This window comes from Rhodopseudomonas sp. P1 (genome assembly GCF_039642825.1).
GTDB classification, from domain to species: Bacteria; Pseudomonadota; Alphaproteobacteria; order Rhizobiales; family Xanthobacteraceae; genus Rhodopseudomonas; species Rhodopseudomonas palustris_H.
The window spans coordinates 2,564,441-2,583,325 of sequence record NZ_CP088006.1 but is presented as its reverse complement, the minus strand read 5'-3'; the positions used below and the strand labels follow the sequence as shown (position 1 = coordinate 2,583,325).

Genomic DNA, 18,885 nt, shown 5'->3' with positions numbered 1-18,885 from the left:
GGGATGATGATGGAAGCGCTTCAATTCCTTCTGGCCGCCCCGCCCGGCGCCTACGATCCGGTCGCCCGCACCATCGAGGACGAACCTCGCCCCTCGCAGCCTCCGACAAGCGCGCTCGCGCTCGACATTCGCGGTTTGCGCAAATCCTTTGGCGACAACGACGTGCTTCGCGGCATCGACCTGCATATTCCGGCCGGCCAGTTCGTCACCATTGTCGGCCGCAGCGGCTGCGGCAAGAGCACGCTGCTGCGACTGATCGCCGGGCTCGAGACTCCGAGTGCAGGCCACATCGTGTTCGGCGAAGACAAGCTGCCGGGCGACGTCCGCGTCATGTTCCAGGAGCCGCGCCTGCTGCCGTGGGCACGGGTCCTCGCCAATGTGGAGGTCGGTCTCGGCACCGAGCGCAACTCTCCGGATGCCCGGGCTCGCGCCGATGCGGCCCTGATCGAGGTCGGTCTCGATGACAAGCGCGGGGAATGGCCGGCGGTGCTATCCGGAGGTCAAAAGCAGCGCGTCGCATTGGCCCGCGCCCTGGTCAGCCGACCGCGCGTGCTCGCCTTCGACGAGCCGCTCGGCGCCCTCGACGCGCTGACGCGCATCGCCATGCAGCGTCTGCTCGAACAGGTGTGGCAGGCCCAGGGGTTCACCGCGATCCTGGTGACCCACGACGTCGCCGAGGCGGTTGCCCTTGCCGATCGCGTGCTGGTGATCGAGGACGGCCGCATCGCCAAGGATCTGCCGATCGATCTGCCGCGCCCCCGCCAGCGCGGCTCTGCCGAGCTCGCCGCCCTCGAAGGTGAGATCCTACGAGATCTGCTGAAGGGCGCGGAGGACACATTCGAGCTGTGAGGCTGCTGCCATGACGCTTGCCATTGAGGACCGTCTTCGTTCCGCTTCGCCGGCTGACTTCGCCCATGCGATGCGGCAGCTCGCGAGCGGTGTCAGCGTCATCACCGCCGGCAAAGGCAGCGCCCGAGTCGGCATGACCGCAACGGCGGTGACCTCGCTGTCGGCGACGCCGCCGACGTTGATCGTCTGTCTCAACCAGAAATCGTCCGCGGGCCCGCTGATCGCTTGCAGTCACGCCTTCGCGGTCAACATCCTCGCTGCCGACCAGATCGAAATCGGCGAACGCTTCGCCGGCAAGGGCGGCCTGAAGGGCGCTGCGCGGTTCGCCGGCGCTACGTGGAATACGGGTATCTCGGGCGCTCCCGTTCTGGCCGGCGCACTTGCGACCATCGAATGCGAGCTCGATGAAGTTATCGAGCGACATACCCACGCGATCCTGGTTGGCCGCGTCGTCCACACCTCGACGCTGCCACGCAAAGCCTCGCTCACCTATTGGCAGGGCAGCTACGTCGCCATCGATCGCGACGAAGATCTCGTGCGACTGGCAGAGGTCAGCGTACCAAGCGCCAAGCACGGCTAGCAACGAATCCGAAAGCTGACTTGCGAATGGGGCAAACAGTCCTTTCCCCAATCAGATGCCGCGCAGCATAGTTTGCATGACTGCCTTCGATCTTTGGAATTCAGTCGGATTGGAATTCCTGCCTCTAATAACATCCCATGAATGATCTCTGGAGCAGGCTCATGATGTCGTCGCGTAGATCGTTGTTCGCCCTCGCCTTCGCCGCGCTCGCGGCATCGTCCATCGGCTTTGCCTCTGCGGCGGACCTGAAGGAAGTCCGCATCGGCTTCCAGAAGGCAGGCATTCAGCCCGCTGTGAAGGAACGCGGCGTCCTCGAAGCGGCGCTGAAGGAAAAAGGCCTTTCCGTGAAGTGGGTCGAGTTCGCCTTCGGCCCGCCGCTGCTCGAAGCGCTCAACACCGGCAATATCGATTTCGGTTACACCGGCGACACCCCGCCGATCTTTGCGCAGGCCGCAGCGGCCAACCTGCTGTACGTCGCCGCCCTGCCCGGCTCCGGCAAGAACGAAGGAATCGTCGTTCCGGCGAACTCGCCGATCAAGTCGGTCGCCGATCTCAAAGGCAAGCGGCTTGCTATTCCGAAAGGATCGAGCGCACATAACACGGCCGTCGCTATCCTCGAAAAAGCCGGCCTACAGTTCACCGACGTGACCGCGGTGTACCTGCCGCCCGCCGATGGCACGGCGGCATTCGCCGGCGGAACGGTGGACGCGTGGGCAATCTGGGATCCGTACCTCGCGCTGGCCGAGAAGAGCGGCGCCCGCGTCCTGAGCTTCGCCGGCGACGCTCACGACTCGATCGGATTCTTCCTCGCCAACCGCGAGTTCACCAATGCGCATGGCGACGTGGTGGCGCTGATCAACCAGACCTTCGCCAAGGAAGCGCAATGGGCCAATGCGCATCACGACGAGATTACCAAATCCCTCGCCGCCTCCACCGGCGTCGATCCAGCCGTGGTGAGCGTACTGGTCGGCCGCTCGGTGTTCGAGATCACGCCGGTCACCGAGAAATACATCGCCGAGCAGCAGCAGACCGCCGACCGCTTCCACAAGCTCGGCCTGATCCCGAAACCGATCAACGTCCGAGACATCGTCTGGAAGTGGTCGCCGGCGTCCTGATCATCGATTCTCCCGTTGGACCACCTCGTCCGGCATCGCACGGCTCGTGCAATGCCGGACGTCTTGTATCGAGCGCCCACCGGACCGACCGCCGAACGTCTCCCATCGCGAGCGCCGCAACCACGGAGGTAAAATAGCGGCGGACTCGGCTTCCGCCGGTCCAGCCCCGCTTGGCCCAAAACGCCTGAACCAGCCGTGTCTCCGATAGCAGACATGGCCTACGTGAGCGCAGCAGGCTGAAATGCCTTGCCACTGGACAGAGCAAAGGCGCTCGATCCGTTGTTTTCTCGCTTCGCTGATTGTCATGCGGGGATTTATCGCCGAACATTGGACTTCGATGGATGACAACGAGGACGTGGTGTCCGTGCAATCGGCAAATGTGATCGATCTGAGTGTGTACCGGGCGCAGCGAAAGGCGCTCACCGCTGCGGCGAACTCAGGCCCGACGTGGGATCAATACCAGCCGCTTCCATTTCACGGTCAGGCCTTCTTCTTCGGTTTCTGGCCGAGCTGGGTCATGGCACCGATTATGCTGATCGGCAGCTACACGCCCGGAGCGAAGGGATGAGCGACGCCAGCTTCCGCCTCGAATCCCACGAAACCGAAGCGAAGCACGTGTCAGTCGATCTGCCGTCGATCGTCGGGCATAATCTGCGGCGGCTTCGGGTCCGGCAGGGTTACTCGCTTGAACGTCTGGCCAAGCAATCCGGCGTCAGCCGTGCGATGCTTGGGCAGATCGAGACCGGCAAGAGCGTGCCGACGATCGGAACGTTGTGGAAGGTCGCGACCGCGCTCGGCGTCCCATTTGCGCGCCTGATCGCCACGGAGGGCAACCACCGTCCCCAGGTGCTGCGCCGCACCGACGCCAAACTTCTGACGTCGAACCAAGGTCAATTCACCTCGCGCGCGCTGTTTCCGTTCGACGGCGAGCGCCAGGTCGAATTCTACGAACTGCGGTTGGCACCGCTTCATCGCGAGGACGCCGACCCGCACGCCGCCGGCACCCGCGAAAATCTGGTCGTTGCCAAAGGTGCCGTCGAAATCACCGCAGGTGCGGAGCGGCCCGTCGTGCTGAGTGCCGGCGACGCGATCCTGTTCGAAGCAGATGTCCCGCACAGCTATCGAAATCTCGGCACTGAGGAAGCCGTTCTGTTCCTCGTCATGACCTACGTCGAATCCATCGGGTAGCCGCTCATCGCGCGACCTGCCCCCAAAGCAGCGTTCCTCAAGTCGGAGCGAACGCACGCCTGAGCTATGTGGGGGCACCGGCAAAGAGATCTGCTGTTCAACAGCAAGGAGCCGGCAGGTGGCCGGCTCCGGGCTGATCTGCAGAAGATGGAACGAGGCGATTAGGCCTTCGCCATCATCCCCATCATCATCATGCCGCCGCAGCTCATCATCATCGGCATGCCGCCCGTCATCATGGTCATCATGTTCTGGCAGCACTGCATGAACATGTCCTTCATCGCCGGATCCATCGGCGCCATCTCGCAGCTCATCGTGCCGTTCGGCGACATCGTGCAGGTCATCTTGCACATCATCATCGGCATCGCCATGCCCGGCATGCCCATCATCGACATGCCCGCCATCATCGGGTTCATCATCATCGGATTCATCATGCCCGGCATCCCGCCCATCATCGGCATCGGCATCGGCATGGGCATCATCGGCATCATCTGCATTGCGGTATTCATGGCTCTCTCCATCGTGTGGGACGAACTTGCTTCGTCTGCTGACCTGGAGAGTAGAATTACGATGCTAATCACTCAATCGCGAATACGCCCTTCTCTGCGCTTTCCTCCAACAAGTCAGCTGCAACGCCAACAGAACGGCGGCAACGTCCGTTATCACGGAAACTCGTCTGCTATGTTGGCATAACGGTATCAGAGCAAGAAACGGCCGCCTCTATTGTCGGGCATCGCCGACCCGCCTGACCATTGGCGGACGAACGACTCCCAGATCTGGAATCACAGCGATGTCGGTCGCCGCTCGGTGACTTCAAAAAGGTGGGCATTCGCTGCAACGGCGATACGCCGCGGACCCCACTCAGTTGAGGTCGGCGTTGTCTGGCTCGGCCACGACTATCGTTGCGACGACTTCCGCTCCTCGCCCGCGGGCGAACAAATGAAACCGAACTTGAACGATCCTGGCCCCGCGGTGCTTTGCCACTCGGGGAGAATCGGCTGACCGCAAGGCCAGACGCTCTATTGCTAGATTTGACCGCGACAGAAGCGGTCAACACAACGACCTTCGAGGAATTCGACACCAGCCGAATCGAACACGTCGCGTTCCGCGAAGAGCTTTACTTCATGTGGAACTAATAGATTATACTAGCTAACGGCAGCACCGCCTTTGTTAAACGTGAGCGTGACATCGCACCGTGATCTACACCCCCGCCCCTGAAGATGCCCGACTGCCGCCGGTGCGGATCAATCTGCTGTCGGACACCCAGACGCAGCCGAGCGCGGCGATGCGGGAGGCGATGGCGCGGGCACCGGTGGGCGACGAACAGATCGGCGCCGATCCGACCGTGAACGCGCTGTGTGCCCGGGTTGCCGATCTGCTCGGCAAGGAAGCCGCGGTGTTCATGGCGTCCGGCACGATCTGCAATATCGCAGCGACGCTGGCGCATTGCCGAGCCGGTGACGAAATCCTCGCGCACGAGACGTCGCATGTGGTCTCGCTGGAGGGCTGCACACACGCGGCGCTCGGCGGCTTTCAGATCCACCCGCTGGCGGGCACAGGCGGTCAGTTCTCGGCCGACACGCTGCGAGCGGCACTGCATCGGCCTGACCGTCATCAGGCAAGGCAGAGCTTGGTGTGCGTCGAGCAGACCACCAATCTCGGCGGCGGCACGGTGTGGCGAACGTCGGCGCTCGGCGACATCGCGGCGCTGGCTCGCGCCAACGGGCTCGCCACCCACATGGACGGCGCCCGCCTGATGAACGCAAGCGTCGCCAGCGGTGCATCGCCCCGGCAGATCGCCGCGGGTTGGGACTCGGTGTGGATCGATTTCAGCAAAGGTCTCGGTGCCCCACTCGGTGCGGTATTGGCCGGCTCGAACGACTTCATCGACCAGGTTTGGCTGTGGAAGCAGCGGCTCGGCGGCTCGCTGCGCCAGGCTGGCATCTGCGCGGCCGCTTGCCTCTATGCGCTCGACCACAATGTCGATCGGCTCGCTGACGATCACGCCAATGCCAGGCTGCTCGCAGCGGGTTTGACGCAGATTGGCGGCGTGACGGCTGAACCTCCCGAGACCAACCTGGTCTATTTCGATATCTCGGACTCGGCATTGTCGACGCAGGAATTCGTCGACGCGCTGCGCGCCGATGGCGTGCTGATCTCGATCCTCGGCGGCCGGCTGCGAGCCTGCACGCATCTCGACGTCACGCCCGCCATGATCCAACAGGCGCTCGAAGTGATCCGCAACGTGGTGGAAGGCGACACGGCGGCCCGGATCCGCCGCGCACAGGTCTGAGCCGTCAGGCCATCGTGCTGGCGCGCACCACCGTGGTGTAGGTCCGCTCGATCAACTGCAGCGCGCCGCGATAGCCCACATAAGCGCGCGACAGCACCACCTCGTCGGTGCACGGATAGCCGATCTCGACCAGCGGCGCGCCGATCTCATCGGCCAGCGCCGCCTCCCAGGTCGAGCCGAACACGATCGGCAATTCGCCTGTGAAATCGGTCGTGCGCACGATCTGATGGATGCGCTTGCCATCCTGCTCAAACACGGCCTCGGCGCCGGAATGCTCGGCAAGTGCGCGGTACTGTTTCTGGATCGTCTCGCGAAGCTCCTCCGGTGGATTTTCGCTGATCACGAACGGCCCCGGATTGAGCCCGAGTTGCTCGACCAGGAAGCTCGCCACCGCGAGATTATAGGCGCTTTCGCTGACCACGATCGCCTGCGACGGCAGCCGGTACTGGCTGGTCGAGCCGGCATAGAAGCAGGCGAAGTCGCGCAAGTAAACGTAGTGCTCCTTTTCCTCCTGCGCGATGAACGCTTCGGCGCGCGCCCGATCGAGGCCCGCGAACTCCACCACCCGGCGCAGGAACGCGCTGGTCGCCTTGGCGCCGATCGGGATCGTCGGCTCGTGCAGGAAAGGCTGGCCATAGAGATCCTCGAGATGCGCCGCGGTCGAGAGCCCGAGCCAGGGCGACAGCACGAGATTGAACTGCGCCTTCGGAATCGCGCGCCATTCCGCGACGCCGGCCGATGCCGGACCGAACAGAATGTTCACCTGGAGGCCGATGCCTTCGAGGATGCGGCGGATCTCGGCGAGATCCCCGCGCCAGAACGGGTTCTGGTAGGGCAGCAGCGACCAGACATTGACCAGGCCGTGCTGCAGTGGCGCGTCGCCGGCGTCGACGAATTGATCGATGATGGCGCGGATCACCGTCTCATGGCCGGTGAAGTTATTGCCGCGATAGCCGCTGGTCTCGGCCACCACGATCGGCACGCCACGCTTCTGATAGCGACGCACCACGCTGCCGACGTCGTCACCGACCAGGCCGGGGATGCAGCCGGTCTGCACCACGAACAGATCGGCCTCCATCACCTTCAGCGTCGAGGCGATCAGCTCGTCGAGCCGGTCGGCACCGCCGAAGATCACTTCCTGATTGCCGAGATTGGTGCTCGGCACGTGGAATTCGCCGCCCTGATAGGCGTTGATGCCGGATAGCGCATGAAACTGTTTGGTGGCGCAGCCAGGCCCGCAATGGGTGATCGGGATCGCGCCGGGAATGGCGATCACGCTCGCGAGCGCGCCGAGGCTGCAGCCGTAGCGCACCTGCTCGATCGCGCCCGGCGAAGAGCAGAACGCACCGGTGGGATCTTGGGCGTTGGTGACGGGAGACAGCATCGATGAACTCTTTCAGGCCGGCTCGGTGATCGGCGCGTAGGGATCGGTCTCTGCCAACCACCAAGGCTGATACGGAAACGAGCTGTGCGCGGCCACGTCTTCGTAGAACCGCTTGCGCGGCAGCACGCGCAGGATGGCGCGGCCGATCGTCAGCAGACCTTCGTAACCGAGGCCGTCGTTGGAATAGAAAATCGGCAGCACCGGAATGCCCATTCGCCCGGCCAGCACCGCCAGCGTGCCGGTGTGTCGGCAGATCACGAAATCCGGCTTGGCCCGTAGCAGCGCGGCGTGGGCCTGGAAATGCTGATCTGGGCTCACCGTATAGTTCGGGATATCGCCCCAGGCGTCGACCAGGTGGCCGAGCGAATCCTGCTGCGGATCACCGGAGTCGGTGGTCGGATCGTGGTGGAACGAGAACGCATCGTCGACGGTGACGCCGAGTTCGCGCAGATCCGTGATCAGCCCGTGGGCGAATGCGGCCCCGGCCGCCACGAAGCCGCGCTTGCCGGTCAGCGCCTTGCGCAAGCGTGCCAGTTCCGGCGCGATGCGTGCCCGTTCGCTTGCGATCACCGCCTCGACCTTGTCGGAGGTGCCGGTCAGCCGCGCGATGTCACGCAGCCAGTTGTCGGTGGCGTCCAGCCCATAGGGCAGCGGCGCCCTCACCTCCGGGACGCCGAACTCCTGTTCGAGCCCGGTGGCGAGATAGGACAGCACAAAGCACATCGTCACCGTCGCCGCGGCTTCCGACATCTGCGCCAGCCGCTCCAGCGTATTGCCGCCCATCACCAGATTGACCCGCAGCCCGAGCGGATTCAGTAGCGGCGAGAACACGTCGGGGCCGCCGAGATGGATCACGTTGATCAGGTCCGGCTGCTTGGTTCGGGGATATGGCACCAGCCGGCGCAGGATGCCGTGCTCGATCACGTCCCAGCCGCTCGACCAGTGCTTCGATTTGAACCCTTCGCAATGCAGGGTGACCACCGGAATGCCGATCTCGTCCTCGACCCGCTTGGCAGCGCCATCGACATCGTCGCCGATGATGCCGGTGGCGCACGAGGTCGCCACAAAAATCACCCGCGGCTTGTGGCGCTCATAGGCGTCACGGATGGTGTCCTCCAGGCGGGAGACGCCGCCGAACACCATGTCCTGCTCGCCGAGATTGGTGCAGATCGACTTCGGGTCCTCCAGCTTCCAGCCGCGGCGAGCGGCAAGATCGCGGTAGTAGCGCGCGGTGAACGACTGGCTGGCAGCGCAGCCGATCGGCGAATGCTGCACCACCACCGAATCCTGGATGATGGTGGCGTTGGTGACGGCGATGTGCTCGGCGCACATCGACGCCTGGGCGAACGGCGTCGACTGTTCGCACAGCCGTCGCCCCCCGTTCTCGCACCCCTTCGAACAGCCGTAGGTGAAGGCCGAGTCCTTGACCAACTGGCCGGCGCGGCCGTCCCATTGGGTGATGGTGCCGAGCCGCTGGTCGCGGGTTTCGACCTGGGGAGTCTTCAGATTGAGCGCCATGCGCGCCTCGCAAATTCAGGTGGCGTCGAGCGCCTGGGCGATGTCGGCGATGATGTCGTCGACGCTTTCGATACCGATCGAAAGCCGCACGTAGCCGGGAGTAACGCCAGCGGCGAGCTGCTTGTCCGGCGCAAGCTGGGCATGCGTCGTCGACGACGGGTGGATCGCCAGACTATGGGCGTCGCCGATATTGGCGACGTGGAACAACAGCTTCAGCGAGTCGATGAAGCGTCGGCCCGCCGTGAAGCCGCCCGGAAGTTCGAAGCCGACCAGCGCGCCGTAGCCGCCTTTCAGATAGGTGTCGGCGCGGCGCCGCGCCTCGCCGCTCTGCAGGCCGGGATAGATCACGTTCGCGACCTTGGGATTCTGCGCCAGATAGTCCGCGATCCGCGCCGCATTGGCAGTCTGCTGGCGGATGCGCAGCGGCAGCGTCTCGACGCCCTGGATCAACTGAAACGCGTTCTGCGGCGACAATGCCGGGCCGAGGTCGCGCAACAGGCCGGCGCGCGCCGCAAACGCATAGGCGACCGGACCGAACGGCCGGGCGATGTCCGGCCAGTTGCGGCCGTTGTAAGATGGATCGGGGCCGGTGATCAGCCGATGGCGGTCGGCGAACTCCTCCCACGGGAATTGACCGCTATCGATGATGACACCCCCGATCGTGGTGCCGTGCCCGCCGATATATTTGGTGGCCGAATGCACCACGATCGCCGCGCCATGCTCGATCGGCCGCGCCAGCAGCGGCGCCGCGGTGTTGTCGATGATCAGCGGAATGCCGAAGCTGCGGCCGATGTCGGCGACTTCGCGGATCGGAAACACGTTGAGCTTCGGATTCGGCAGCGTCTCGCCAAAATACAGCCGGGTGCGATCGTCGGTCGCTGCGCGGAACGCCTCCGGATCAGACGGATCGACGAAGCGTGCCTCAATGCCGAACTGCTTCAGCCGGTTGGCGAAGAAATTCCAGGTGCCGCCGTAGAGATCCGTACCGGTGACGATGTTGTCGCCCGCCTGCACCAGCGTCAGCACCGACAGCGCGACCGCCGCTTGCCCCGAGGCCAGCGCCAACGCAGCCGCCCCGCCCTCGATCGCCGCCAAGCGCTCCTCGAGCACATGCGCGGTCGGGTTGCCGATCCGCGAATAGACAAAGCCGAACTCCTCGAAATTGACCAGCCGGTCGGCGCGTTCGGTGGTCTGCAAATCGAACGAGGTGCTCTGATAGATCGGCACCTGGGTCGCGCCGGTGGCCGGATCGGCGCGGAACGATCCGCCATGGAGAGCGAGCGTATCGATATTGCCAGGAAGCAATGGTTGCACAGTTTGCAGCGACATGAGGTCTTCCTTCGAAATAGAGCTACGGCCTGAAATTACGCGCGGGATGCCGATCGCTTGCCGCGGGCGATACGGTGATTGACGGCGCGCGCAGCCGCGTCGCCGAGCAACTGAACGGACTGAACGATGGCGACGAGCACGATCACGACCGCAGCCATCACCTCGGGCATGAAGCGCTGATAGCCGAACCGCACGCCGAGATCGCCGAGGCCACCGCCGCCGACGGTGCCGGCCATCGCCGAGTAGCCGATCAGGCTGACCAGCGCGACTGTCTGCCCGGCGACGATGCTCGGCAGCGCTTCCGGGATAATCACGCGCACGATGATCTGCAGCGGCGAGGCGCCGATCGCCTCGGCCGCTTCAATCAGCCCCCGATCGACCTCACGCATCGCGGTCTCGGCAAGCCGCGCGAACAGCGGCGTGATCGCCACAGTGAGCGGAACGATCGCGGCACTGGTGCCCACCGAGCTGCCAGCGACGAAGCGCGTGAACGGGATGATCGCTACCATCAGGATGATGAAGGGCGTCGACCGGACCAGGTTGACCACCGTGCCGAGCACCCGATTGAAGATCGGCAGCGGCAAAATGTGGCCCGGCGACGTCACCACCAGCAGGACGCCAAGCGGCAGGCCGAGCGCAGTCGAAACCACGGCCGCGACCGAGACCATGTAGGCGGTCTGTTTAAGCGACTCAACGAGCAGCGCTGTGACGGCGGGCGACAGCAGATCGAACGGCATGACCGATGACTTCCACGACTAATCCGAGGGACGAAAGATGCGACAGCACGGCGGGCAGCTTGTCGCCGGCCCCGCCCGCCACCAGCGTCAGCACGCCGAGCGGCCGGTCGCCGACATAATCGATCCGCCCGTGCAGAATATTGGGCTGGATGCCGAACACCGACACGAGATCAGCGACGATCGGGTCGTGCGCCGCGGTGCCCGTGAACACGATGCGCAGCACCGGATCGCTGCCGGGCACGGCCTCCGGCAGGAGTTGCGCCGCCACCGGTGGCGGCAATTCGTGCGCCACAAGGCCGGATAGGAACGACCGCGCCACCGCTGATTTCGGAAACGCCAGCACGTCGAAGGTCGCGCCCTCCTCGACCACCCGGCCATGATCGAGCACCGCCACGCGGGTGGCAATGTCGCGCACCACGTGCATCTCGTGAGTGATCAGCACGATGGTGAGGCCGAGCTTGCGATTGATGTCGCGCAGCAGCGCCAAGATTTGGTCGGTGGTCTCTGGATCGAGCGCCGAGGTTGCTTCGTCGCAAAGCAGCACCGACGGATCGAGCGCAAGCGCCCGGGCAATTCCGACTCGCTGTTTCTGACCGCCTGACAATTCAGACGGATAGGCGTCCGCTTTGTGAGCAAGCCCCACCAGATCGAGCAACGGTGGAATCCGCCGAGCGATCTCCGCGCGCGGCAGCCCCGCCACCTTGAACGGCAGCGCGACGTTGCCGGCGACCGTGTGCGACGACAGCACGTTGAAGTGCTGGAAGATCATGCCGATATCACGTCGCGCATTGCGCAGCGCACGGCCGCGCAGGCTGGTGATCTCTCGGCCCGAGACGATCACCCGCCCTGCGGTCGGCCGCTCCAGCAGATTGATGCAGCGGACCAGCGTGCTTTTGCCAGCTCCCGACCTGCCGATGATGCCGTGGATTTCGCCGCGACGGATCGTGAGCGAGACGTCGTCGAGCACCGGTCCGGCGGCGTCCGAAAATGTCTTGCTGAGATGCTCGATCCGGATCACCGCGTCCCGGGAGGCGTCAGCTCCGCCGGCGACGAGGTGAAATTCGGATGGTGGCGGGAGCGCGTTCATCCGATCCGTCACCACGCCGCCAGGATATTGCCGTTGAATTTGGTCGCGATGAATTGCTTCACCTCGGGCGACTGATAGCTCTCGACCAAGGTCTTGACCCAAGGCTTGTCCGCATCCTTGCGGGCGACCCCGATCAGGCAGACGTAATCGGACTGCTGGCTTTCAATCAGCAGCGAATCCCGATTGGGAACAAGACCCGCACTCAGGGCGAAGAACGAGGTGATGACCGAAAAGTCGACGTCTTCCAGCGACCGCGGCAGCTGCGCGGTTTCCATCGCCAGAATCTTCACCTTCTTCGGATTGTCGACGATGTCGAGTTCGGTCGCGCTGAAATCGCTGCCCGGCGCGAGCTTGATCACGCCGCCCGCCTCCAGCAACTTGAGCGCCCGCCCGCCATTGGTGGGATCGTTCGGAATCGAGATCTTGGCGCCGACCGGCAGATCCGCCAGCGACTTATGCTTGCGGGAATAGCCGGCCATCGGCAGCAGGATGGTGCGGCCCACCGAGACGATGTCGAGCCCGCGGTCGCGGTTCTGCTGATCGAGATAGGGCGTATGTTGGAAGGCGTTAGCGTCGAGCTCGCCATTATGGGTGGCAACATCGATCAGCGCACCGTCGGAGAACTCCACCAGCTTGACGTCGAGCCCCTTCGCCTTGGCGACCGGAATCAGAGCCTCGGTGATCTGCGCATGCGGACCGCTGGTGACGCCGACGCGGATGGTCTCGGCGCCGGCAGGATTTCCGGCCCCGATCGCGGCGGCGAGAATGACGGAGAATACGAGCGGTCGCATCAAGATAAATTCCCTTCCCAATTGCAAAGATGCCTGCAGGTGTGCGGGCATGGCGATGCCCGCGACCGAGGTCAGCCCAACCGATCACGTGGCCGCCAACATCAACAGCGGCGTCCCGTCGATCATCACCGATGCTAGATGGCGCTCCCTGCGTTTTCAATTTTCGTCAGTAGTAATGCCATCCAAATTAGTTGCTCTGCAGATAAGCTTCTTCGAAATCCACGCGAGATTTGAGATCAGGCATCCAATCGGTAATTTTGAATACAACTAGGCCGCCAACGATCGCTATCGGCCCGCAGGCGATGCGCGCCGCCTCGGCTTCGAGAACACCGATGCTTTCGGAAGTAGGACCAACTACGAAGCGCATCAGCGAGGAAATAAACCCAGCGAACCAACACTGATCCGCAGCACGACCGATGCTATTTTCGCCGAAGCCTCGACAGCATGTCGGCACGCACGCATCATTCGAAGCAGCCGCTATAGTTGGAGCCAATCGATGACAGCCTCGCCCTCGCAGCTTCCCGTCCTCGACCTCAGCCGGTTTCGCAGTGACACCGCCGCGCGGGCGGAATTTCTGCGCGATGTTCGCAACGCCGCATTCGGTCCCGGATTCTTTTACCTTGTCGGTCACGGCATCTCGGACCGGCTGATCCGCGACGTGCTGTTTGCCTCGCGCAACTTCTTTGCGCTTCCGGAGGCGGACAAGCTCGAGATCGAGATGATCAACTCGCCGCATTTCCGCGGCTACACCCGCGCCGGCCGGGAATTCACCCGCGGCCAGCCGGATTGGCGCGAACAGCTCGATGTTGGGGCCGAACGCGAGGCGTTCCCGCTCAGCCGGTCAGCGCCGGCCTGGACCCGGCTGCAGGGACCGAACCAATGGCCCGATGCACTGCCGGAGTTGAAGCCGCTGCTGCTACGGTATCAGCAGGAGGTGACGGAGCTTGCGATCAAAGTGCTGCGGGTGTTCGCGGCCGCGCTCGGACAATCCGAAGACGTGTTCGAGCCAATCTACGTGCCCTCGCCCAACCAGCTGATCAAGATCATCCGCTATCCCGGGCGAGCAGCGGACGAGAGCGACCAGGGCGTCGGCGCCCACAAGGATTCCGGCTTCGTCACGATCCTGCTGCAGGACACCGTGGCCGGCTTGCAGGTTGAAACCGCCGACGGCTGGATCGATGCGCCGCCGCTGCCGGGATCGTTCGTGGTCAATATCGGCGAAATCCTCGAGCTGGCCTCGAACGGTGCCCTGCGCGCCAATGTGCACCGGGTGGTATCTCCGCCGCCGGACACCGACCGGCTATCGGTCGCGTTTTTCCTCGGCGCACGGCTGGACGCCACCGTGCCGGTGCTGACGCTGCCGCCGGAGCTCGCCGACTACGCCCGCGGCGTCACTCAGGATCCACAGAACCCATTGTTCCGCGAGGTCGGACGCAACTATCTCAAGGGCCGTTTGCGCTCGCACCCGGACGTGGCCGAACGTCACCATGCCGATCTGCTGGAGGAATATGCGATCAAGCCCGGCCTCGCGGCGGCCTATTAGGCCGCCACGGTCGTTCCGCCTCACTGGATCGCCGATGACAACAGAGATGCTCGGCACATGCCGGGAATCTCTGATTTGCTTTGCTCAGATCTCGCTGTCCAGCCGGCCCGTCACAAGATGGACAGCGCCTGCTCGAGATCGTCGGTCAGGTCCTCGACATCTTCGATGCCGATCGACAGCCGGATCAGATTAGGCGTGATCTCGCGCGCGAGCCGATCGGCTTCCGGCAGCGAGCCGTGGCTCATGGTCCACGGCTGCCCGACCAGGCTCTCCACGGCGCCCAGACTTTCCGCCAGCGCGAACAGCCTGAAACGGCTCAGCACGTCGACGACCTGCTGCTCGTCGGCCTTCAGATAGGCCGCCACCATACCGCCGCCACCATCCATCTGGCGCACCGCGAGGGCGTGCTGCGGATGGCTGTTGAGCCCGGGATAGACCACCCGCTCGATCTTCGGATGGGCGTCGAGCCAGCGCGCCACCGCCAGTGCATTCGAACTGTGGCGGTGCACTCGCAGCGGCAACGTCTTGATGCCGCGCAGCGCCAGGAAGCTGGAGAACGGATCGAGGATGCCGCCGGTGGCGTTCTGCAAGAACTGCAGCTTCTCCGCCAGCTCCGGATCGCGAACGACAATCGCACCGCCGACGATGTCGGAATGGCCGCCGATGTACTTGGTCACCGAATGCACCACGATGTCGATGCCGTGCTCCAGCGGGCGCTGCACCGCCGGCGATGCGAAGGTGTTGTCGACCACGGTGAGCACGCCGCGCTCGCGGCCGATCGCGGCGATCGCTTCCAGATCAGCCAAGCGCAGCGTCGGATTGCTCGGCGTCTCGATCCAGATGAAGGCGGTGTTCGGCTGGATCGCGTCGCGGAGCGCATCGAGATTGGCGGGATCGACGTGGGTGATGGTCAGCCCGGCCGAATGGCTGCGCACCCGATGGAACAGCCGCCAGCTTCCGCCATAGAGATCGTCCGACGCGACGATGTGACTGCCCTGCCCGGCGATCTCCAACAGCGCCGCCTCGGCCGCAAGGCCCGAGGCGAAAGCGAAGCCGGCGTGGCCGCGTTCGGCGTCGGCGATCGCGGCCTCGAACGCGGCGCGCGTCGGGTTCTGCGAGCGCGCGTATTCGTAGCCCTTGTGCACGCCCGGCGCCGACTGAACGAATGTCGAGGTGGCGTAGATCGGCGTCGTCACCGCGCCGGTCGACGGATCGAAATGCTGGCCGCCGTGCACCGCACGGGTGTTGGCCCCGCGCTGCCGCAGGTTGGTGGTCTTATCCATATCAGTGCACCTTGCTACGCAAATGATTGATCAGGTCGATCCGGGTGATCAGACCGAGGAAGCGCGAGCCGTCGACGACGACGACGACGTGGCCGCGATCGAACACCGGCATCAGGCTCTCGAATGGTGCCGACGCCTCGACGGTTTCGACCCGCTTGCTCATCGCCGAATGCACCGGCTCGGCGAATTTGGCCGGATCCCCGATCGTCGCCATTAACAGATCGGACTCGTCGATGATGCCGACCACGCGGTCGTCGACCAGCACCGGCAGTTGCGACACCTCGTACAGCTTCATCCGCGAATAGGCGAAGTTCAGCGTATCCTCGGGAGCGACCGTGATCGAAGCGCCTTCGTCGTGGCGGCGTACGATCAGGTCGCGCAGATCGCCGTCGTGCCGACGTGGGACGAAACCTTGATCGGCCATCCAGGTGTCGTTGAACATCTTCGACAGATATTTGTTGCCGCCGTCCGGCAGCAGCGTCACCACCCGCTTCGGCCTGGTCTGCTCGCGGCAATAGCGCAGCGCAGCCGCCAGCAGCGTGCCGGACGATGAGCCGGCGAGAATCCCCTCTCGTCGCAGCAGTTCACGCGCGGCGTGGAAAGATTCGGCATCGGTGACCGTGTAGCCACGCGCCACCAGCTTCAGCTCGGCATTGCTCGGTACGAAATCCTCGCCGATGCCTTCGACCAGCCAGCTTCCGACCGGGCCGGGCTCACGCCCTTCGACAACGTCGACCAGCACCGAGCCTTTCGGATCGGCCAGAATGATCTCGGTCGTCGGCGAGGCGCGCTGAAAGAACCGCCCGATTCCGGTCAGCGTGCCACCGGATCCGATGCCGCACACCACCGCGTCGACGCGGCGATCCATCTGCTCCCAGATTTCCGGCGCGGTGCCGTATTCGTGGGCCAGCGGATTGGCCGGATTGGCGAACTGATTGACGAACACCGCGCCCGGGGTTTCCGCGGTGATCTTCTCGGCGAGATCCTGATAGTACGCGGGGTGCCCCTTTCCGACGTCGGAGCGGGTCATCACCACCTCGGCGCCCATCGCCTTCAGGTGCAGCACCTTTTCGCGGCTCATTTTGTCCGGGATGACCAGAACCAGACGATAGCCTTTGAGCGCGGCGATCAGCGCTAGGCCGAGGCCCGTGTTGCCGGCGGTGGCTTCGACCAGGGTCCCGCCCGGCCGCAGCTCGCCGCTGCGCTCGAACGCCTCGATCATCGCCAGCGCCGGGCGATCCTTGATCGACCCCCCTGGATTCTGGCCTTCGAGTTTGGCGAACAACCGGCACGGACCGGCATCCAGCCGGGTCAGTTGCACCAGGGGCGTGTTCCCAATCAGATCGATCAACGCCTTGGGCGAGCGATCCTTGGGTGTGGCAAGACGGGCCAGGCTCACGATGTATTCTCTCGATCTTCCGCGATTGCAGCTGCGGAACGACGTCACCGCCGCGGATGCAGATCAAAGTGGGCCGCACGACTCTGCGGCGTCAATATGGGCAACGCATTTCAGTAAGAACGCGATCCCCACCACAGCATCGGCAGCAAATTTGTATCGCGCAGCCGCGCTGACGGAGATCTTGATTTCCGTCTTCTGAGTACGTCGCCCGCTCACATCAGCGCGGAACTTGAGGCGGATCACGGTTCTGGAATCGATCGCTCCCGCGAGATCGATCGGATGCCTGTCGCTGAAGGCAACGCCGTACCGGCCACGACGCGACGTAGCATCGATTTGATTGTCGGGTGATTTCGACAGAACGTGTATCATCTTCGGCGAGCGACAACGAAAGCCATTGCTCCGGCCGATCAGCTACGTAATCGATCATCCGCATTGCGCGCGGATATACGCTGATGAGCTGCGTGGGGCCATATGGGATCGCCATCATCGGAGTCCGAACCGATCAAGGTTGCAATTGCCACCGGGAACGGCGTCGGCGTCACCGAGCATTTCGGCTATGCGACCGACTTTCAGATCTGGGACGTCTCGACATCGACTCCCCGGCTGCTTGAGACCCGCCGCAACATCCCCGGCTGCGGTGCCGACCGCAGTGCGGCGCAGCAGCGCGATCCGCTCGACGTCTCGGTCGATCTCGTAGCCGACTGCCGTGCCGTCGTGGTCGCCAAGATCGGCGAATGCGGTGTCAATCGCCTTGCTGAACTCAACATCCTCGCGTTCGAGACCGACGACACCGTCGACAGCGTGGTGCGAGAACTGGCGGAGAGCAGCTTGCTGCGGGAGCGCTGCCCCGCATGACGATATCGTTGAACGCAAATGCCGATGCTTTGCAGCACGCGACACCTGCGTTCCCGGCGCTGGAAAGCCGGCATCCATGTTTCAGCACCACGTCGGAAGGCCATCCCGCCGCGGAGCGGCTCCACCTTCCGGTCAGCCCCGGTTGCAATATCGACTGCTCATTCTGCAAACGCGACTTTAACCGCCACGATCACCGCTCGGGCGTCGCGACGCGGCTGATGTCCCCGGACGACGCCGAGGCAGTGGTCGAACGCGCGCTCGAACTCTGCCCCTCCCTTGCCGTGGTCGGGATCTCGGGCCCCGGCGAACCGCTGGCAACCGATCATGCGCTCGATACTTTCGTGCGAATTCGCGCCCGTTGGCCGCAACTGACGCTGTGTCTCTCGACCAACGGGCTGATGCTGCCATCACGGATCGAGGAGATCGCCGCGGTGGGGATCGAAACCCTCACGGTGACTGTCAACGCCGTCGATCCCGACATCCAGGCCACGATCACGCCCAAGATCGCGTGGCAACGACGACGCCTTGATGGCCGGGCCGCGGCCGAGCGTCTGATCGGCAACCAGCTCGAAGGCATCGCGCTTGCCGCCGCGCTCGGCCTCACCATCAAGGTGAACACCGTGCTGATCCCCACCGTCAACGAGGATCACATCGGGGACATCGCAGCCGAGGTCGCAGCCGCCGGCGCGCGGATGATCAACATCATCCCGCTGATTCCGCAGCATCGTTTCGCCAATCTGCCGGCCCCGAGCCTGATGCGGCGCTACGTCGCCCGCGCCGACGCCGAGCGTCATTTGCGCGTGTTCCACGATTGCCATCCCTGCCGCGCCGACACCTGCGGCGCACTCGGGCTCAGCGATTACGCCGCCGCGCTTTACGGCGACGATCTTCTTGCCGGGCCGACCTTTTCGCACGGCTGACGCCGCCCCACAGTCAT

21 protein-coding genes are annotated in these 18,885 nt (G+C 64.2%); 12 read left to right on the top strand and 9 right to left on the bottom strand.

Going from position 1 to position 18,885, the window contains the following annotated elements; translation table 11 throughout:
- Positions 1–3 precede the first annotated feature (3 nt).
- The 8 genes from LRC39_RS11995 (at position 4) to LRC39_RS11960 (ending at position 6,022) form a co-directional block, all read left to right on the top strand.
- Positions 4–849 (top strand): ATP-binding cassette domain-containing protein, encoded by an 846-nt coding sequence (locus tag LRC39_RS11995; RefSeq protein ID WP_107344294.1) that lies wholly within the window; start codon positions 4–6, stop codon positions 847–849.
- Between the two features lie 10 nt (positions 850–859).
- Positions 860–1,429 carry a flavin reductase family protein gene (locus LRC39_RS11990; RefSeq protein WP_346297409.1) on the top strand — a complete coding sequence of 190 codons (570 nt, stop codon included), beginning with the start codon at positions 860–862 and terminating at the stop codon, positions 1,427–1,429.
- Between the two features lie 161 nt (positions 1,430–1,590).
- Positions 1,591–2,544, top strand: a complete 954-nt coding sequence (locus LRC39_RS11985; protein WP_164637962.1) for an aliphatic sulfonate ABC transporter substrate-binding protein — start codon at positions 1,591–1,593, stop codon at positions 2,542–2,544.
- Positions 2,545–2,881: 337 nt separating this feature from the next.
- Positions 2,882–3,112 carry a hypothetical protein gene (locus LRC39_RS11980; RefSeq protein WP_263991632.1) on the top strand — a complete coding sequence of 77 codons (231 nt, stop codon included), beginning with the start codon at positions 2,882–2,884 and terminating at the stop codon, positions 3,110–3,112.
- Positions 3,109–3,732, top strand: a complete 624-nt coding sequence (locus LRC39_RS11975) for a helix-turn-helix domain-containing protein (RefSeq protein WP_264076551.1) — start codon at positions 3,109–3,111, stop codon at positions 3,730–3,732. The genes LRC39_RS11980 and LRC39_RS11975 overlap by 4 nt, the downstream gene beginning before the upstream one ends.
- A 261-nt stretch (positions 3,733–3,993) precedes the next feature.
- Positions 3,994–4,422, top strand: a complete 429-nt coding sequence (locus tag LRC39_RS11970) for a hypothetical protein (protein WP_346297408.1) — start codon at positions 3,994–3,996, stop codon at positions 4,420–4,422.
- 209 nt (positions 4,423–4,631) lie between these two features.
- Positions 4,632–4,865 (top strand): DUF2218 domain-containing protein, encoded by a 234-nt coding sequence (locus LRC39_RS11965; protein ID WP_346297407.1) that lies wholly within the window; start codon positions 4,632–4,634, stop codon positions 4,863–4,865.
- 59 nt (positions 4,866–4,924) lie between these two features.
- On the top strand, positions 4,925–6,022 hold the full coding sequence (locus LRC39_RS11960; protein ID WP_346297406.1) for a threonine aldolase family protein: 1,098 nt from the start codon (positions 4,925–4,927) through the stop codon (positions 6,020–6,022).
- A gap of 4 nt (positions 6,023–6,026) precedes the next feature.
- On the opposite strand, the gene LRC39_RS11955 is transcribed toward LRC39_RS11960, so the two are convergent.
- From LRC39_RS11955 to LRC39_RS11930, 6 genes are read right to left on the bottom strand one after another with little or no spacing between them, the layout of a single operon-like run.
- Positions 6,027–7,406 carry a nitrogenase component 1 gene (locus LRC39_RS11955; RefSeq protein ID WP_346297405.1) on the bottom strand — a complete coding sequence of 460 codons (1,380 nt, stop codon included), beginning with the start codon at positions 7,404–7,406 and terminating at the stop codon, positions 6,027–6,029.
- Positions 7,407–7,418: 12 nt separating this feature from the next.
- On the bottom strand, positions 7,419–8,924 hold the full coding sequence (locus LRC39_RS11950) for a nitrogenase component 1 (RefSeq protein WP_346297404.1): 1,506 nt from the start codon (positions 8,922–8,924) through the stop codon (positions 7,419–7,421).
- 15 nt (positions 8,925–8,939) lie between these two features.
- Positions 8,940–10,253 (bottom strand): O-acetylhomoserine aminocarboxypropyltransferase/cysteine synthase family protein, encoded by a 1,314-nt coding sequence (locus LRC39_RS11945; protein WP_107355453.1) that lies wholly within the window; start codon positions 10,251–10,253, stop codon positions 8,940–8,942.
- Positions 10,254–10,288: 35 nt separating this feature from the next.
- Positions 10,289–10,990, bottom strand: a complete 702-nt coding sequence (locus LRC39_RS11940; protein ID WP_011157914.1) for a methionine ABC transporter permease — start codon at positions 10,988–10,990, stop codon at positions 10,289–10,291.
- A complete protein-coding gene (locus LRC39_RS11935) occupies positions 10,944–12,077 on the bottom strand; it encodes a methionine ABC transporter ATP-binding protein (RefSeq protein WP_319942057.1) in 1,134 nt (377 codons plus the stop codon). Before LRC39_RS11935 ends, LRC39_RS11940 begins: the two co-directional genes overlap by 47 nt.
- A gap of 8 nt (positions 12,078–12,085) precedes the next feature.
- Complete coding sequence (locus tag LRC39_RS11930; RefSeq protein WP_346297403.1) at positions 12,086–12,868, bottom strand: MetQ/NlpA family ABC transporter substrate-binding protein; 783 nt, start codon at positions 12,866–12,868, stop codon at positions 12,086–12,088.
- 49 nt (positions 12,869–12,917) lie between these two features.
- Between LRC39_RS11930 and LRC39_RS11925 the strand changes: the two genes are divergently transcribed.
- On the top strand, positions 12,918–13,139 hold the full coding sequence (locus tag LRC39_RS11925) for a hypothetical protein (protein WP_346297402.1): 222 nt from the start codon (positions 12,918–12,920) through the stop codon (positions 13,137–13,139).
- 225 nt (positions 13,140–13,364) lie between these two features.
- Positions 13,365–14,411 (top strand): isopenicillin N synthase family dioxygenase, encoded by a 1,047-nt coding sequence (locus tag LRC39_RS11920; protein WP_107355450.1) that lies wholly within the window; start codon positions 13,365–13,367, stop codon positions 14,409–14,411.
- Positions 14,412–14,521: 110 nt separating this feature from the next.
- Here the strand turns inward: LRC39_RS11920 and LRC39_RS11915 are convergent, their stop codons facing one another.
- From LRC39_RS11915 to LRC39_RS11905, 3 genes are all read right to left on the bottom strand, one after another.
- Positions 14,522–15,694, bottom strand: a complete 1,173-nt coding sequence (locus tag LRC39_RS11915) for a trans-sulfuration enzyme family protein (protein ID WP_346297401.1) — start codon at positions 15,692–15,694, stop codon at positions 14,522–14,524.
- Between the two features lies 1 nt (position 15,695).
- Positions 15,696–17,093 carry a pyridoxal-phosphate dependent enzyme gene (locus tag LRC39_RS11910; RefSeq protein WP_107344280.1) on the bottom strand — a complete coding sequence of 466 codons (1,398 nt, stop codon included), beginning with the start codon at positions 17,091–17,093 and terminating at the stop codon, positions 15,696–15,698.
- 63 nt (positions 17,094–17,156) lie between these two features.
- The gene (locus LRC39_RS11905; protein ID WP_346297400.1) at positions 17,157–17,462 is read right to left on the bottom strand and encodes a hypothetical protein; all 306 of its coding nucleotides are present in this window, start codon (positions 17,460–17,462) and stop codon (positions 17,157–17,159) included.
- 102 nt (positions 17,463–17,564) lie between these two features.
- Between LRC39_RS11905 and LRC39_RS11900 the strand changes: the two genes are divergently transcribed.
- Entirely contained in the window at positions 17,565–17,948 is a 384-nt protein-coding gene (locus LRC39_RS11900; RefSeq protein WP_107344279.1) for a NifB/NifX family molybdenum-iron cluster-binding protein, read from the top strand.
- Positions 17,945–18,868 (top strand): radical SAM protein, encoded by a 924-nt coding sequence (locus LRC39_RS11895; protein WP_346297399.1) that lies wholly within the window; start codon positions 17,945–17,947, stop codon positions 18,866–18,868. The genes LRC39_RS11900 and LRC39_RS11895 overlap by 4 nt, the downstream gene beginning before the upstream one ends.
- The last annotated feature ends 17 nt before the right edge of the window (positions 18,869–18,885 follow it).